General features: G+C 36.6%; 20 protein-coding genes. 18 read left to right on the top strand and 2 right to left on the bottom strand.

The annotated features are described in order from the left end of the window. Positions 1 to 123 precede the first annotated feature (123 nt). Both JCM9140_RS12115 and JCM9140_RS12110 read left to right on the top strand, forming a co-directional pair. On the top strand, positions 124 to 1317 hold the full coding sequence (locus JCM9140_RS12115; RefSeq protein ID WP_034746667.1) for an ABC transporter permease: 1194 nt from the start codon (positions 124 to 126) through the stop codon (positions 1315 to 1317). A gap of 183 nt (positions 1318 to 1500) precedes the next feature. Further along, positions 1501 to 1956, top strand: coding sequence for a VOC family protein (locus tag JCM9140_RS12110; RefSeq protein WP_034746790.1), 456 nt, complete (start codon positions 1501 to 1503; stop codon positions 1954 to 1956). 609 nt (positions 1957 to 2565) lie between these two features. Here the strand turns inward: JCM9140_RS12110 and JCM9140_RS25070 are convergent. Then, positions 2566 to 2943 carry a CBO0543 family protein gene (locus tag JCM9140_RS25070; protein WP_305037887.1) on the bottom strand — a complete coding sequence of 126 codons (378 nt, stop codon included), beginning with the start codon at positions 2941 to 2943 and terminating at the stop codon, positions 2566 to 2568. A 504-nt stretch (positions 2944 to 3447) separates the two neighbouring features. Between JCM9140_RS25070 and JCM9140_RS24500 the strand changes: the two genes are divergently transcribed. The 6 genes from JCM9140_RS24500 to JCM9140_RS12080 all read left to right on the top strand — a co-directional run bounded on the left by JCM9140_RS24500 (position 3448) and on the right by JCM9140_RS12080 (position 8747). Next, on the top strand, positions 3448 to 3795 hold the full coding sequence (locus tag JCM9140_RS24500) for a hypothetical protein (protein WP_235715336.1): 348 nt from the start codon (positions 3448 to 3450) through the stop codon (positions 3793 to 3795). Beyond that, the gene (locus JCM9140_RS12100) at positions 3792 to 4604 is read left to right on the top strand and encodes a sensor histidine kinase (protein WP_235715335.1); all 813 of its coding nucleotides are present in this window, start codon (positions 3792 to 3794) and stop codon (positions 4602 to 4604) included. Before JCM9140_RS24500 ends, JCM9140_RS12100 begins: the two co-directional genes overlap by 4 nt. Further along, positions 4601 to 5236: a response regulator gene (locus tag JCM9140_RS12095; RefSeq protein ID WP_034746659.1), complete on the top strand. Its 636-nt coding sequence runs from the start codon at positions 4601 to 4603 to the stop codon at positions 5234 to 5236. The genes JCM9140_RS12100 and JCM9140_RS12095 overlap by 4 nt, the downstream gene beginning before the upstream one ends. A gap of 165 nt (positions 5237 to 5401) precedes the next feature. Then, positions 5402 to 6334 (top strand): daunorubicin resistance protein DrrA family ABC transporter ATP-binding protein, encoded by a 933-nt coding sequence (locus JCM9140_RS12090; protein ID WP_034746656.1) that lies wholly within the window; start codon positions 5402 to 5404, stop codon positions 6332 to 6334. Positions 6335 to 6344: 10 nt separating this feature from the next. Beyond that, entirely contained in the window at positions 6345 to 7640 is a 1296-nt protein-coding gene (locus JCM9140_RS12085) for an ABC transporter permease (RefSeq protein WP_034746653.1), read from the top strand. Continuing rightward, on the top strand, positions 7641 to 8747 hold the full coding sequence (locus JCM9140_RS12080; RefSeq protein ID WP_034746650.1) for an ABC transporter permease: 1107 nt from the start codon (positions 7641 to 7643) through the stop codon (positions 8745 to 8747). 415 nt (positions 8748 to 9162) lie between these two features. Here the strand turns inward: JCM9140_RS12080 and JCM9140_RS12075 are convergent, their stop codons facing one another. Next, a complete protein-coding gene (locus tag JCM9140_RS12075) occupies positions 9163 to 9552 on the bottom strand; it encodes a cytochrome b5 domain-containing protein (RefSeq protein WP_034746647.1) in 390 nt (129 codons plus the stop codon). 291 nt (positions 9553 to 9843) lie between these two features. Between JCM9140_RS12075 and JCM9140_RS12070 the strand changes: the two genes are divergently transcribed. The 10 genes from JCM9140_RS12070 to JCM9140_RS12030 form a co-directional block, all read left to right on the top strand. Beyond that, positions 9844 to 10080 carry a hypothetical protein gene (locus JCM9140_RS12070; RefSeq protein WP_034746645.1) on the top strand — a complete coding sequence of 79 codons (237 nt, stop codon included), beginning with the start codon at positions 9844 to 9846 and terminating at the stop codon, positions 10078 to 10080. Positions 10081 to 10137: 57 nt separating this feature from the next. Then, positions 10138 to 10941, top strand: a complete 804-nt coding sequence (locus JCM9140_RS12065; protein WP_034746642.1) for a GNAT family N-acetyltransferase — start codon at positions 10138 to 10140, stop codon at positions 10939 to 10941. 129 nt (positions 10942 to 11070) lie between these two features. Continuing rightward, positions 11071 to 11256 (top strand): hypothetical protein, encoded by a 186-nt coding sequence (locus JCM9140_RS12060; protein ID WP_034746639.1) that lies wholly within the window; start codon positions 11071 to 11073, stop codon positions 11254 to 11256. A gap of 65 nt (positions 11257 to 11321) precedes the next feature. Beyond that, positions 11322 to 11492 (top strand): DUF5412 family protein, encoded by a 171-nt coding sequence (locus tag JCM9140_RS25415; RefSeq protein ID WP_162232197.1) that lies wholly within the window; start codon positions 11322 to 11324, stop codon positions 11490 to 11492. 831 nt (positions 11493 to 12323) lie between these two features. Further along, positions 12324 to 13367: an ArsR/SmtB family transcription factor gene (locus JCM9140_RS12055; RefSeq protein ID WP_034746636.1), complete on the top strand. Its 1044-nt coding sequence runs from the start codon at positions 12324 to 12326 to the stop codon at positions 13365 to 13367. A gap of 13 nt (positions 13368 to 13380) precedes the next feature. Continuing rightward, positions 13381 to 14601 (top strand): MFS transporter, encoded by a 1221-nt coding sequence (locus JCM9140_RS12050; RefSeq protein ID WP_034746633.1) that lies wholly within the window; start codon positions 13381 to 13383, stop codon positions 14599 to 14601. A gap of 229 nt (positions 14602 to 14830) precedes the next feature. After that, positions 14831 to 15016: a hypothetical protein gene (locus JCM9140_RS12045; protein ID WP_034746630.1), complete on the top strand. Its 186-nt coding sequence runs from the start codon at positions 14831 to 14833 to the stop codon at positions 15014 to 15016. A 41-nt stretch (positions 15017 to 15057) separates the two neighbouring features. After that, complete coding sequence (locus JCM9140_RS12040) at positions 15058 to 15504, top strand: GNAT family N-acetyltransferase (protein WP_369384419.1); 447 nt, start codon at positions 15058 to 15060, stop codon at positions 15502 to 15504. Positions 15505 to 15636: 132 nt separating this feature from the next. Continuing rightward, a complete protein-coding gene (locus JCM9140_RS12035; protein ID WP_156314865.1) occupies positions 15637 to 16008 on the top strand; it encodes a hypothetical protein in 372 nt (123 codons plus the stop codon). Between the two features lie 146 nt (positions 16009 to 16154). Then, positions 16155 to 16766: transposase (locus tag JCM9140_RS12030; RefSeq protein WP_034746624.1), on the top strand; the 612-nt coding region annotated here is incomplete at its 3' end.

Raw genomic sequence — 16766 nt, 5'->3', positions numbered from 1 at the left:
ATATGATTCACATTAGGAAATGAATACAGAGTAAAGCAAATAATACATTGCACTGCGTAAGGATAGATAAATAGTTGATGCTTCTATGTTTTTAAAAAAGTTCATGAAAGTACGGGTATATTTATGGATATAAAAACAGTATGGAATATAAGGGCTCAGGAATTTTATAGAAAAATGTTCAGGTACTATTCAATCATTGGTGCGAATGTTGTTTATTTTTTTCTGGTCATTGGTAGTATCTTTGTTTATTATTTTAATTTATTTCTTGAGTGGATACCTCCTCAGATATCTGTTGAAGTAATTTTATCCCTATTTATAACTTTCTTTTTAATGCGAACGAACATTCGCACTTTTGTTAAAAGGGCAGATATATTATTTTTGTTGGCATTAGAAGTGAAATTAAAGTCGTATTTTATTAAATCACTTGTATATAGCTTTGTTATTGATGTTATTAAATTGCTTAGTTTAATGACCGTTTTATTATTCCTTTTTGTACACACAACTAATATAAATCTTCCCATCTTTATTTTAATAGGGGGGATTGTTTTTTATAATGTTTTAATGAAGTGGACTGAACAATGGTTAGAGAACCATGTACAATTTGTTTTACATAGGTTAAATAGGGTTTTCTCAATATATTTAATGTGTTATTTTCTGTTTAAAAATGACTGGATTTTTGAGCTTGTTTTAATGAGTGTAAATTTCGCCTATTTAATTTATTTTATAGGAAAAAAAAGAACCCTGAATTGGGAGTGGCTAATAGCTGAAGAAGAAAGTGCCTTATTAAGAAACTTTAAATTTATTAATATTTTCATGGATGTTCCCAATCTTAATCGTTCTTTTCGGAATAGACGTTTGCTCACTATGATTGTGAAAAGGTGTATCCCATATAGTCAGAGTAATACATTCGTATATTTATACTCACACTTGTTTGTAAGATATAATGATTACTTTTACCTTTTTCTAAGACTAACTGTAATTGGCATATTTGTTAATTATGCTATGCCAACAAGTGGATGGATTTTTACTCTTCTAATTTTATTTGCGACTGGATTTCAAGTAATTCCTTTACAACATGAAATTAAAGAAAGTGTACTACTTTATCCTATTTCTAAAGCCCAGATGAATGATTCTTTCTTAAAGTTTGTCTTGGTTATATTATATTCACAATTTTTTATTCTGTATTTCGCTCAGTTCATTCATACTTCTACTGCTGAAATATCCTATTTTGTAATTGGAAGTTTATTTGTTTATCTATTTGGATATTTCTTTGTATCAAAGAGAGTCAATGTCTCAGGAAGTGCCTTTAAAGAATAACGTGATATTCAACTAACGGGTGGCGATACTTTAACGGCATTACTTGCCATAAATTTAACGTGAGGATTTTAGTGGCTTTTGTTCAACTAAACGGGTGCGATAGCTAAATAAAGGCTATCACTGTTCTGTTGTTGAAGTAACGGGCAGTAGAGTTTAACAATTAAATTTGGAGGTTTCTGAATGATGATAAAGGGATTATATGAAGCACATTTACCAGTAAGCGATTTAGAACGTTCAATAGAGTTCTACACTGGTCTTGGGCTTGAACTTGACCATATTGTTGAAAATAGGTTGGCATTTTTATGGATTGTAAAAGATGAAAGTTGGTTGGGATTGTGGAAAACCGATAAAGTAGAACTTGAATATCATCCTTCGATAAGACATATTGCTTTTCAAGTATCGTTAGAAGGATTAAAAGACTCTGTTAATTGGCTCAACAATAAAGGTTATAAACCCAGAGAGGCTTTTGGATTTGAACCTACTGAACCCTTTGTAATGCCTCACAACGACTATGCACATGCTAAAATTCATTTTAATGACCCAGACGGTAATAGCTTAGAATTTATTTGTAAAATAGATAATCACAAAAAACTCACGGAACGAATGTATTTAAGTAAGTGGGAGGAATTAAATCAATAAAATTCTTAAAGTTACGGAGAGCTTTAACGAAAAAGAGCGGGGAGAAAAAACAACAGATCAATTTGCTGCGTAGCATAACGATACGGTCCTTTTAAAGAGGCGATTACGTTCAGAGTAATCGTCTTTTCATAGTTGACGGATACGGTGTAGTCAATTCTTAATAAAAAATAACCACAAAAGTGGTTATGAACGAACTATCTTAACTGGGATTGTTTGAGTATTAGCTTTTTAACTTTAAAATGATGAAAAATGGTTAGAGAGATACCGACTAAACTTAAGATTGTCGACAATATCGTGCTGAGCAAAAGCCCTCTTGCAATATTTTGATTAAACAAATGTATCAGTCCTATCTAAATGGGATATTATTATGGTTATTTTAAGTAATAGTTCAAAAAAAATTCAACCAAAAACTGGAAATAGGTATTTCTGATACTTGATTGAACATGAAAAAATCCATTTTTGATTACAACCAGTGAAATGTACCACCTCTCACATATTTTTTTGTGATAAAAAGTGTACCACAGAGTGACAGACTGTTTACCAATACATAGATTAAGCATTGTATTATGTAATAGACACAAACTGTGAACAAGTATAAGCCTGATCTAATTAGTTTTCGGGAACAGGCTTGTTAGGAGCTTTTCTGATTATTGCTATAAATGCACGAGAAATTAAAAATGTTATTGTAACTGCAAGGAAACTAATAAATGAATTCCATCCTTTGTGGAAACTAATTAAACTCGTTCGTTTTTCAAAAAAGTGTTCGATTATACCCATAGGAATACTAAAATATAGCGTTTTAGTTAATATCCCAAATAAATTTGAGGTTTTAGTAACCTGATTATAATAGACGCATATTATTGGAAATATTAAATAATCAAATACAAAACTGATATCACAGCATTTAGCTAATTTAACGGGATATTTAATATAGCCCCCGCGAACTAATAACTTATCAAGTATGGATGAAAGAAATCCTTTGAACAAAAGATTATCATCCAATCTTTAGCAGGTGGTTTTCTTATGATGTTTATACATGAAATTAATCCAAATATTAACAATAACCTTAAAACGTTCTTTTCAAATGTTTGTTTCATGGGTACACCTCCGATTTTCAGTTTGTCTTTTATTTGTTTTTTTATTCAGAGCCGATTAGTTGTTAAAAATGATGTACAGTACAACGATACTATTCAATAGAAAAATAGTTGTAACAATTCTCTTTCTTGAAAACAACAGTAATTTTAATGACAACAATCTTCAACAAGCTAACGTTTTTCTTCAATAGGAAAAGCGTCTTTTTGTTTTAGGTCTCAGATGCCAAATTAAATGACAGTTGTTTCAGAAACTTTACTGTTGTTGACTCACTTCTTGCTCATCCGCTTCACTATTTAAAGTTTCTATTTTTCCCCCTAATCTAATTTGCTATGATATGACTAGCTAATAGCTCGAGATACACGGGAATCATCATTCAAATAAAGCTGGGGGAGAAGAATGGGATTGTATACATATTGGATTTGGCTATTATTACTTTTACTTTCATGGTTATTTGCCCTTTTGCAGTTTCAAGGGGGTTTATTAGATAACCCTCATCGCCTAATAGGGAGTGCAGCTTTTTTTACCCTGTTTTTCCTAGCACCTTTATTAAAGAAACAGCAAATCATCTTTATGATCATCACTAGTTTTTTGGCTGCACTGGCGGTCTTAACTTTGTGGCCTGAGAGTCAGGGAATAATCAACCTATATACTCTCCTTGTTTTTGCAATCATAGCAGGGATGGCCGTTGTTTATCTTAAGGTTGGCAGAGTCTCATTGTCGCGGCCATTTTATTTGCGGGCATGATCGTACCTTCTTTTTTCGGATATCCAAGTCATTCACAACTATTTATTGTGTTGTATGTGTTGTTTGTAGGAGTTGCTTTGGCGAATTACCGTTATAAGAAAAATAGGGTAGATGAAATGGAAGCGAGGAACGAGGCGCTCATGAGTGAGTATAGAAAAATGAAGCGGCGCCTCGTGGAAGATGAAAAGGCTGCTCGGCAGGAGGAACGTACGCAGATCGCAAGAGAAATCCATGATTCGGTCGGTCACAAACTAACAGCTTTGCTCATGCAGCTAGAAGTAGTTCGAATGGAACAAAAGGATGAAACTGCTAATCAAAGGCTTCTAGAATTAAAAAAACTGGCAAAGGAAAGTCTGGAGGAAACCCGCAGTGCCGTAAAAGCATTGAAACAACAAGATGAAGTAGGAGGGTTATCAGCGATTATCAGGTTGATTCGAAAACTGGAAGCCGAAAGCTATATGCGAATTCAGTTTTCAATTCGACATGGAGCGTTAACGGCTCCATTGGGAAATGAGCAGGCCATTGCCGTGTACCGTGCTGTGCAGGAAGCACTGACAAATGTGATGCGCCATTCCGGCGGGCGTGAGGTGAATATTGTCTTTGAAGCACCAGCTGGTGGCGTATTTAGATTTGAAGTGTCGAACCCAGTGAAAATGTCCAGACAGCATCAAGAAGGATTTGGATTGTCTTCTATGAGAGAACGTATGGAACAAACTGGTGGAAAACTAGAAGTGACTCATTATGATGGGAATTTTATCGTGCGCGGGACGTTACCACTTCTCGACATGAAGAGGGGGAAAATAGAGTGATTCGTATTTTACTAGCTGAAGATCAGGGGATGGTTAGACAGGGATTGAAAATGATGGTGGAGACAGACGTTGAGCTGAAGGTAACGGGAGAAGCGAGTAATGGGAAGGAAGCTGTTACTCTATGCGAAAAACAACATTTTGATGTCATTGTATTGGATATTCGCATGCCAGAAATGAATGGCTTGGAAGCTGCCCGTATCATACACTCCCGCTGGCCGGACCGAAAAGTGCTCATGCTGACAACTTTTAATGATGATGAATATGCATTAGAGGCCCTGAAAAGTGGAGCGAGCGGCTACATGCTCAAGGATGCAGAACCGCATGAACTCATCAAAGCAATACGCAGCTGTTTGGCAGGAGGCCTCTCCTTACAGGACCAAGTGGCAGCAAAAGTGATGCCCCGATTGATTAAGCAACAGACAGGATCCCAAGAAGTAGATCCGTCGATAACTCCAAGGGAACTAGATATTATTCGGAGAATCGGCGAGGGGAGAAGCAATAAGGAAATCTCAGAAGAACTGGCTTTGTCGATTGGTACCATAAAGAATCATATCAGCCTAATATTGGATAAGCTGGAGCTGAGAGACCGCACACAGATTGCGATTTATGCGATCCGACATAACGTTGTATAAGAGTGTTGATTGGAAAAAATGACTTAAGTCATGAAAACAGAAAAAACGGATGACCGGAGACAGTGGGAACACTGTCTTTTAATGTATACACTTTGATACATAGACAAGAAGTGAAGTGGCCTTACGTAATAAAAACTGGTTTTACGATAACAAGGAGGAAGTGAAATGCTGGAGACAGAAGAGCTGAAAAAGGTTTTTAAAGGAAAGACTGCCGTAGATGGTGTCAACTTATATTTGGATAAAGGGGAATCAGTCGGACTGTTAGGGCCAAATGGAGCGGGGAAATCAACAACGATATCCATGATTTCCTCTCTTATCAAACCAACTTCAGGAGATGTGAAGCTAAAAGGCCAGAGTGTTCTAAAGGATCCAGGCATTATTCGGAGTGTGTTAGGGGTTGTTCCACAGGAAATTGCGTTGTATGAAGAATTGACAGCCTATGAAAACTTAAAGTTTTTTGGAAGACTATACGGGTTGAAAGGAAAAGAGCTTGAGGCAAAAATCCAGGAAGTCCTTGAAATAGTAGGTTTGAAGGAACGGCAAAAAGAGATTGTCAAAACTTATTCAGGCGGAATGCAGCGTCGGGTTAATATGGCAGCAGCGATGCTACATGAACCGGAGCTTCTAATTATGGATGAACCTACTGTGGGAATCGATCCACAATCAAGAACCCATATTCTGGATACCGTGAGGCACCTCAACCAGCAGAAGGGGTTAACTGTGCTTTATACAAGTCATTATATGGAGGAAGTGGAGCGTCTGTGCGATCGGGTTTACATCATGGATCACGGCCAGATTATTGCTTCAGGAACAAAAGACGAGTTAAAGAGCATTTTATCTGGTGAGGAAACGATTTTGATCGACCTAGACCGCCCTTACCCAGACTTGGTTACGGATTTACAATCACACGATGGAATTCGTCAAACGATTGAAACGGAGAAAGGCCTGAAGTTAATCGTACCTAAGGGAAGTAAGCTCCTTGGAAGTATCTTTCAAGTTGCTGAACGTCATCAGGCGCAAATCTTAAATGTCAATGTAAAAGTGCCGACGTTGGAAGACGTGTTTTTACACCTTACAGGTCGAAAGCTAAGGGATTGAGGTGAAGGGGATGGGAAACTTTTTGAAAAAGGATATACTAGTTCTGCTTCGTGATCGAACAGAGCTAATGGTTCTCCTACTCATGCCTATCATTTTAATCGCAATTTTGAGTTTTGCTTTAAGGGGATTACTTGGAGGAGATACTTCTGATTTTCATATGGAAGTGGCATTTGTGATAGAGGATGATGAGCAGCAAGGAATAGTAGAGTTTGTAGCGGATTTAGAAAACATGGGGATGCCTCCAGAAATTGTTCTGGAGCTGGAACATGCAGTAGAGGAAGTAAAGCCTTATACCATGTTGGAACAATTGATGGAAAGCGAACCCGTCAGCGACATGGTAACGGTGGCAGAACTTGATTTTTCTGAAGCTGAGGAAGCATTGGAAAACGAAGAGATCGTTGCCATTCTAACAATACCGGAAGATTTCACATACCGTTCTCTACAAAAAATGTTATTGAATGAAGGGGACGGAAGTGACCTGCTCATCACCGTGAAAGACTACGGTTCCATCAAAACAGATGCATTTATCCATATGATAGATCGGTATGTTCGCACAATGAATTTTGAAACGGCTATATCTCAAACATTAATAAAATTAGGACATGAGGAAGTTTTGGTTGGAAGTGAAGGAGAACATATAGAAGCACAAGAGCTAGGGGGGATAGAATCCATTTCGGCTCGGGAGCCGATCACCTCCTTTCAGTATTATACGATTAGTATGGCAGTAATGTTTGTATTGTTTGTTGGGTCGACTATTGCGAGTAAAGCTTATGTAGAAAAAAAGCAACATGTGTTTAACCGAATCATCCTATCCAATCAACATCCGATCGTTTATTTAGGTGGAAAAATTATATCGGCATCATTCATTTCGTTTTTGCAACTATTCATTCTCTTTCTGGTGTCTAGCTTAGTATTCCGAACCTTTCCTCTCGATGAACCTGCGTTTTGGGGAGGGATTGCAGTTATTGCAATGATTCTTGCCATTTGTGTTGGTGGCTTTGCAGCGTTGTTGACTGCGGTTACCGTGAAATACGAAAATGATGCTTTAAATCACATTTTTGCAGGTGGAATTGTGACGTTATTAGCCTTTATTGGAGGAAGTTTCTTTCCAACTTCTGAAATGCCTGCAATCATTGGTACAATGGGGAATTGGACACCAAATGGTGCGGCATTGACTGCATTTATAAAGTGGATGCAGGAGCTTGATATGAATCTGATTCTCCCGTATTTGGTTCGAATTGCAGGGTTTTCTGTCATCCTTATTGCTAGCAGCATTCTTATTTTTCCTAAAAGGAGGTCGGTGTAGATGAAATCAGTCTTTCTATTACAGTGGCAGCGGTTCCGCCGTGCACCTACACTTGTTCTTTCTTTTCTAGGAATGACCATCTTGTTTGTATCAGTGCTTGCAGGATTTGGTGGGCCGAACAGCCAGTTTACGATTTACACTTACGGAGATCCATCTTTGGAGGAAGAAAAGAAGGTGAAGTGGCTAGATCGGTTGAATGAAGCGGAGAACCTGACTTTTAAGTGGGTGGAAGAATCAGAAGCGCACGAAGCTGTTTCTAGCAGGGACGCTGGCCTCGCACTGAAGCTGATGAACGATGATTACCGCATTCTAATTGCAGTGCAGGAGCCATCTAGTGTTTCAGTGGAAAACTATGTATATCAAGTGTTTTCAGAGGAATTGAGGTTACAAGAAGTGGCATCACAGGTAGACGCAGAGGAATTTCGTTCTGAGCTGGAACAAGTAACGAATGAACCTGCGATTCAGCTAGTAACTGAATCCTTAAGTGGTGAGGAAAGCACATTTATATATGATGACCAACTCCACGTGTTGTTTGGAATGACGTTGTTTTTCTCCATTTATACGATCATGTTCAGTTTAATGAATGTGGCGGAAGAAAAAAGAGTGGGAACATGGGACCGTCTCATCGTTTCACCACTGTATAAATGGCAGATCTATTCAGGGCATCTACTATACAGTTTTCTTATTGGATATGTTCAAATTCTCGTCGCCTTCTTATTTTTTCGATTCTTATTTGGATTTGACTTAGGAGAGCGTTATGGTGTGTTATTACTCGTTATTGCTTGCTACACCTTTGCAATCGTAAGTCTTGGAATGCTGGTGATGGGACTAGTAAAGAGATCTCAGCAGATGCAGGCGGTAGTTCCCATCTTGGCAACGGCGATGGCAATGCTTGGAGGAGCCTATTGGCCGATTGAGATTGTCACGAATGAAATCTTGCTTGCTTTATCCAAGGGGATGCCGATTTATTACGGACTGGATGCTTTGAAAGGGGCAGCAATTTATAACTTGGAATTGCCTGAGTTGTTACAACCAATATCGATTATGCTATTGTTCGGCGTAGTCTGCATGGGGATTGGAATCAATTTGATGGAGCGGCGTGCGTAGATTTCGTGTGAAAAAATAATGTGGAATAACCATACCTGACCCGCAGTACGATAGAGCATGGACGTGCTGGGGGCGGCTATTATCAGTCAATGTCAACGCTGGTTCTAGTAGTCCCTATACTGATTTAATATGAACATTCATTGTAGTATATTTAGTAACTTCAAAAAATTAAAAATAAAAAAGAATGAAAGTAGTTAAAAAAAGAAAAAGTTTCCTTAACTAACGGGGGCTAGAGCGGAATTAAAAGTTGTCAGTTGCACCCCCTAATGTTTATGGTGTTAACCAACTTCTCCAAAACTCAAGACTATAGACATACGGGGATTGCAATAATGATCTCCCGCCAGCCACCTTTAAACAAAGACACCTCGTTACGATTATTTGAATCGTAACGAGGTGTCTTGTTTTATTCTTATTGTTATTCAAGTGTACCGACGATTGGTAAGTCTTCCAATACAGAAGAGCCATGTGGAGATGCTGAAATTTCTTCTGTGTTATCAGCACCAGCCATTACACCATTAAAGTGTTCTCCGCCTTCCCACACTCCAATACCTGATACATCGTAAACGACTCCGTCAACCGCTACATAAGCAGGGTTTCCATCTTGCCCATTATACTCACTAAGTTCTTCTAGTGTGAATACTCGACCTTCTTCAGCTGCTGAAGCGTCTGTTTCTTCTGCACCATTTTCCTCTGTACTTTCTTCCGGTGTCGACGTATCTGGTTCTGCCGTTGTTGTGTCCCCACCACAAGCTGCTAAAACAAAAGCCGTCATTGACAATACAAATAAACCTTTAATTTTTTTCATTTTCTTTCCCCCTACATTTTTTAAAACTTTTGTATATAGGTATATGGTAAATGTTATCTCTCCTCACTAAAAGAGATTTTCATTCATTTAACATAATGTTCACTTTCTGTTAAAAATGTGGTCACTTTTTTGTCAAATTAACATGCAGATTAGTAGAAATGGCAAGAAGGGGAAAACGGAGAGTTTTAGTAAATGGGGGGAGTCGTATTGCTGCAGCTCTATTTTTCGTAACATATAATTGGAAACCTATTTGATCATTGTTTCGTAGATAAGGAAAAGGGAGTGAGAAGGGTGAAAAGATATATTGTATTTATTTTAAGTTTTGTTTTGTTGTATATCGTATTTCAGATTTTATCGGGTTGGATTGTGACAGCTCTTTATACTCCAGATTTGTCTTCAATTAATCGTCATGGAAGTCAGGAAGTAGTGTTTGGGCAGACTTCAATCATTCCATTTTTTTCAACTTTATTCGTTGCCACTTTAGCTTACTTGCTGTCTCAAAAATTATTTGTATCCATTAAAAAATAGTTTTATCGTTAATGTAAGAAGGGTTGAAGCTTTACCAAACCATAGCGAGGTGTCTACATGCTTACTCATAGGATCCTTACTCATCATGACATTTTAGAATTATTGCCGCACATTAATGCAGACCAGAATTTGCTGTTTTACAGTTATGTAACTCAACGCAAGAAGAAGGCTTTGTATATGGGCCAATTTGTTCATAACCAACTTACTGCTGTATTCGCTTATTTTAGTGAACTTTCCTTTCCAGCCTTTTCTTTCTTCCATGTTGAAGAACAGAACATCTTTTTTTCAGAACTCATTGCTTTTACAAGAGAAGCTATCAAACTTGATGAAAATGCTGTTTGTGGTACGATCCTCTGTCAACGTGACCTTGAACTTTTCAAATCCTTCGGTCTCATTCAGGAGAAGCCTCAACGATTTTTAACGATGAAGCATCAAGATGAAACGAAACTCCTTGAATCAAATATGGTAGAAAAAGTTAGTGAAAGTGAATATTCTGATGTGCTTAATTTCTTACATAGAGGTGGAATGAGGTTTTTTACTAGAAGTGAGTTAGAGAATTGTCCTTTTCTCGGAATTAAGGAAGGAAACGATTTTATAGCAGTGGGTGGCTATCATTTTTATGACTCTCGGCTTGTAGAAGTTGGGAATATTGTTACTAGGTTAGATTGCAGAGGAAGAGGATTGGCTAAACATCTAACAAGTGAATTGACACACCTTGGAAAAAAACGTTCACCTGATGTGTATTTAGGTGTATTAGCAGATAACTTGCCTGCTGTCCGAGTCTATGAAGGGTTAGGTTATCAAACAATTGAGGAACTTTCCATTGTAGATTTTACTTTAACTAGTAAATATGGTTCTTGATGCTTAAATGAACAGGAACTACACTGGAACAAAATATCATTTCCTTGTACGGATGGTAGGTTCATACAATAAGAGTTCTGTTTGATAATGGAAAAAGAAGAGAATAATTTAATCTTTGGGGGATTTTAAATGAATGCCATTATATCATCTATCCTTTTATTTATTGTTGGAATGTTTATTCTTTCTATTGTCATTGAAACAGCAGTTAGGAGAGGAATTAACAGTTCCGTTGTCGGTCAATTTCTTGAAAAGAAATATGGTGTTAAGGAGGAAAAAGAATCCTTTTTGGATGATGACTTAGATAAAAATGGATGAGATGTTTAAGTGACGCGATAGGCGAACAAAAAGCAATCGTATTATTTACACTTGTTTTTTCTTGAATTAGTACTGATGATCACATCAAAAGAGTACATTCTCCTGAGAGCGATTATACAATTGATTTTTATCGGTGGGATCAAGGAGCTACAGGGACGTTTGGTGCAAGGGGTGAACGTGAACGAAACGTCAACTTTGGTCTAAAACGTATGTTAGTAGTGAAAAAGTATGTGTAACCATCTACTTAAACTAAGACAGCAATCTTTCAAGAAGGATTGCTTTTTTTTGTCAATAAAAAGGAAATTAATGTTAAACTAAACGAAGCAGAATCCTTGTAGGTGCTATGGATAATGAGAATTAAGCATTGTATTAAATTAGGATTCGTTTGGTGTCATTTTCGCTAATGCTCTTTTTAATATGGTTATTTGCTAGGTGAGATTCTTTAAAATTGGCAGCTAGATATTTAGAAACTATTCAATTAGCGAAGCAGGTTAATGAAAGTAGAGAAATATTAAATGAAATAGATATTATATGGGAGGAGACAATAAATGAAATATATCCATATTGTAATTGGTATGGCTATCATAGTCTTTGGAGCTTCTATATTAAGTATCACAATAAATAATGAAATAGTTAAAAATATAATGCTGAAAATTATAGGTTTTGGTGTTTTTATTTGTCGGTGCATTTTATCTTAAAAGAGTTGCTAAGTTTGGGAAGCAATAACGAAAGATTCTTTAAGGAACTTACGGGGGTCGTTATTCGTGAAAGGTGCGATACTGAATAAGGAATTGTCATTTGTATATTGAAGAAGGTATTCACTTAAAGTAAAGGGTAGCATTACTTGAACAGTGGCTGCATCAAATGTGGGCTGCTCCTGTCATTTGAAAATAATAAAGGGAACGTATTTTGAATTTTTAAAATCAAAATACGTTTTTTTATTAGCTTTAACTAAGGATTAAGAAAGGTATATGATTCAAATAAAGTTGAATATATAGTTCGAATAATATTGAATTGGAAGTTATACCTAGGTAAAATGGAGTAAACAAATAATTTGAGGTGATTTTGTGGAGGTATTACACACAACAGGTAGAAAAAGGGAAACCTATGATGTTCAATTGGCTTTCTCTCCATTATGGGAATGCGCTCTTGGCATAGCAGCCGTAACGAATTCCCGACTAATGAACACTTTAGAAAAACCTGCAATTTATTGGGAAGAACTTAAAGGGTCATTATCTAAAAATTTATTAAATCATTTAGAGTTTGTGGAGAAGAACAATACGTGGAAGGCACTATTACAACTGCTTCATCAATCTGATACTGATAACCTGAATGACTTCTGTTCTAATATTGAAATGTTACAGGATTCTACATTTAAATTCATTTGTCTGCCTTTTATTGGGGATCGGTTTCAGCATTTAAGGGAAAGAGCTGCTGTTGGAGAAGAGAGTGCGATCTTAGAATTGAAAAGGTTAACGAGTGAAAATCCCTTTTTCCCTCAGTACATAGAATTTATTAGTTTAACTGATGTTAATGAACTGAAAGCTCATTTACTAGAGGTTATGACATTATGGTATGAAGCAGTGATAAGACCTGATTTAGAGCTGACGAATCAAATTTTACAAACCGATTATGAATCTAAAAATCAAATGAAAGAAAAAATGTCTTCTGAAGAACTTGTTCAGTGGGCAACGGGTGGCGTCAATTATCTTCCTGAACCGAGTGTTCATAAGGTTTTGCTCATTCCGCAGTATGTCTATCGTCCTTGGAATATTGAAGCTGATATTGAAGATACAAAAGTATTTTACTACCCAGTAGCCAATGAGAGTCTTTCACCAAATGATAGATATATGCCAAGTAATTTCCTTGTGCAAAAGCATAAGGCATTAGGAGATGAGATTAGGCTTCGAATAATAAAATTATTAGCGGAAAAGGACCGTTCATTACAAGAACTCACAGAACAGTTAAACATGGGTAAAACGACTATTCATCACCATCTTAAACTTTTACGTGCAGCTAAAATAGTTGAAATGAATGAAGCTAAATATTCATTGAAAGCAAATGTAATAGACCTGCTTTTTAAGGAACTAGACCGGTATATAAAACAATGATTAGGGTGGGTTTATGAATACATCTATATTTAAAAATCGTTCGTTTGTTTCAACATGGTTAGGAAATGGAATATCTGAACTTGGCGGGGCCTTTGGTACGTTTTGTAACTCCATTTTAATTTACCAACTTACAGGTTCTACTCTGGCATTAGGGAGTATGTGGCTGTTGTATTTCTTACCATCACTGATTCTTCAACTATTTATCGGGCCCTATATTGACCGCTGGAGTAGAAAGTGGATTATGGTCCTTTCACAATGGACAAGGGGAGTCATATTTATCATTCCCTTGGCTGCATTATTAGCAGGCAATCTTGAGGTTTGGCATATTTATGTTGCTCAGTGCGTGGTTGGTTTAGTCACTCCTTTCTATGTGCCTGCAAATCATGCAATAACGCCAACTATTGTAAAAAAAGAGCAATTACAGACAGCGAATGCATACATTGATGGAACGGCCCGTCTAATGACCTTTTTATCTCCATTAGTAGCCGGAATAGTAATCGAATATACGGGTGTTCATTTTACCCTCATTCTTGTGATTTCTTTACTAATGATAAGTGGTTTTACATTGCTTTTTATTCAGGAACAGAGGAATCATCTAGAAGTTCGAAAAACATGGTTAGCTGATTTTTCAGAAGGACTATCTTTTTTCTTCAATCAAAAAATTATTGTGTGGTTAGGGATCTTTTTAGCTTTTGTTCAATTTGGAGTGGGAGTAACCATGGTTACAACTCTTCCATATATAACAGAAGAATTAGGAGGTTCCTATGCAGAATATGGGTATTTTATGGCTGGCTTTCCTATTGGGTATATAGTAGGTGCTATAGTAGTGACGAAGATAAAATATAAAAGTCGTAGATTTCTCATGCTTGGTTCCCTTTGTATAGGACTAACATTCATAGCACTTTGTTTTAACCATAGTATCCCTTTAGCGATAACAACAGAAGTTATTGGAGGAATCGTAATGGCTATTTTTAGTGTACATAATACAACGATTTGCCAAAAAGCTGTACCCAATCACCTTATGGGAAAAGTATTTTCAGTACGGTTGCTAATCATAAGAGGAGCCATGCCATTGGGAGTGCTTATTGGTGGTGTATTAAGTGAAATGTTCGGTGTAAGACCTTTATATCTTTTAATTGGTTTAATAATTAGTATTGTTTCAGTTGTAGGAATGTTTTTGCCATTTTTTAAGTTTATTGACGAAACTAACAGTCGAGAAAGAATAGTTTCTTAGTTTAGAATATCCTGTTTTAATGAAAACGAGCAAAGTGTGAAAGTAGCAATTTAGGGAGGCATCATCCTAAATCGAAATAGGAACCTATAGCATTTTATATTAATGGAGAAAGTTTGAATTGGAGATAGGAAATGCTGCTGCAGCTCCTATTTTCTTTCACATGTTAAATAGGCTCATTAAATAAGGGATGTGTTACAATGACAGAAAAGGAAAATTATGGAGGTGCTACATGGCCTGGGTAATCGGCATTGGTTTCATTATTTTAGCAATGGTTTGGTTTGCTATGGAAGTAGCAACTTATGAAGATAAAGGCAAAGGTTTTCGGTCATTCTTTAAAACATTCAAAACGAGTTTCATATTTATCGTTGCATTGTTCGTCATTGGAGGTGTTATTTATTACGGGTTTATCCATTAACACCGAATGATGGTTCGTAAAAACAATGAGGAGGGAAGTACGTGAGTGTTGATTATTTTATTTTTCAATCAATGCCAGATGATCATATTCTAGATGGAATGATTGAATTACATAAAAGTATTTTTGATTCTGCGGATGATTTAGTGAGCAAGATGGCAAGGAAGCCTAAATTATTAGTTGTTGCTGCACTGAAAGAGAAGAAAGTGATTGGATATAAGATTGGATATGAACTGGATCCTACTACATTTTATAGTTGGTTAGGCGGAGTCGATGTTACGTATAGAAAGCATGGGATTGCTTCTAAGTTAATGGAAAAGCAACATCAATATATAAAGGACAACGGATACAGTGTTGTTCAAACCAAAACCATGAATAAATGGCGGAGTATGTTAATTTTGAATATTAAAAATGGATTTGATGTGATTGACACCTATGTCGATAAAAACGGGTTACATAAGATTGTTCTTGAAAAGAAATTACGTAACTAACGAATCATTAGCACTATGGGGGAGTCTATTGAACTGCGATGTGGGGGAGGGGGAGGAAAAATTATATATGACGTTCGACCGCAAATTCTGCCGGTGATTAAGATTTTTCTCATCGTCACAGTATGGAATGTTTTGAGGGAGTTTGATGGAGGATCTCTGTCGGCTTTTTTATTGTTAGCACTGCTAGCAGCTGCTTTAAGTTCTTATCGTTTTCAATTTAACATTAACGGCGACTATCTAGTGTACCAAGTTTTTATTTTATTCAATGTACCTATTTGGAAAAAAGAAATTTATCCGGACCAAATAAAACAACTGAAATTTAACGAAGTTTGGTATGGATTCAAGAGAGCTGCAGTTATCAAATTAAACAAAGGAATGAATATTCGATTATCTATTCTGGAACAAAGAGAAGGGTACGATCACCTTCTTGAGTTTGCGAGGAAACACAATCTAGAAGTCTATAAAACAAAAGATTATTTGTGGTTGGAAGAAAGAAACAGATGAGGAGTGGCAGAAACGGGGTCACGGGGACAGGTTGAGATCACTGAAAAACGACTCCTAAAATATGTAAATCAATACAAATAAAAAATCCTTCTTTTTTGGTATAATGGAATTGACGAGAAACCAAGAACCAAAAAGGAGGATTTTTTATGCTTAACCAATCTAAACAATTAAGCTTCTACACTGAATTATACAACAAAATTCCAGAAAATCATACATTAAGGCTCATTAATGATTTCGTAGACTTTAGTTTTGTGAATGAGCTGCTTGAAAACTCTTACTCCAAATATTATGGTCGCCCAGCCAAAGAACCTGAGCTTATGATTAAGCTTTTGTTTCTTCAATATTTATATAACTTGTCTGACGAACGAGTGATGGAAGAAGCTTCACTAAACCTTGCCTACATGTATTTTCTTGGGATTAATCCAGAAGACTCCCTTCCACATCCCAGTTTACTAGCTAAATTCAGAGTACATAGATTACAAGAATTTACTTTGGATGAGGTATTAACAGAGATAATCAAGCAATGTGTAGAACACGGTATTATTAAAAAGACGGCAGGAATCAGTATAGATACGACTCATACACAAGCAAATACGTTTCGTGCGACACCCGAACGTGTAATGAAGCGCTTAGCTAAAAAGCTATTTCTCCATTTAGAAGAAGAAAATGGGGATGTTTGTGATACAGTCAATCAAGAAATTCCAAATTATAAAGAGATGGAAAATCACAAAGAAGCCAAAGCAACAATGAAAACCTAC

The sequence above is a fragment of the Halalkalibacter wakoensis JCM 9140 genome (assembly GCF_000513095.1).
GTDB classification, from domain to species: Bacteria; Bacillota; Bacilli; order Bacillales; family Bacillaceae_D; genus Halalkalibacter; species Halalkalibacter wakoensis.
Note: the sequence above shows the minus strand (reverse complement) of the source record. Positions and strands in the feature narration are given on the sequence as shown.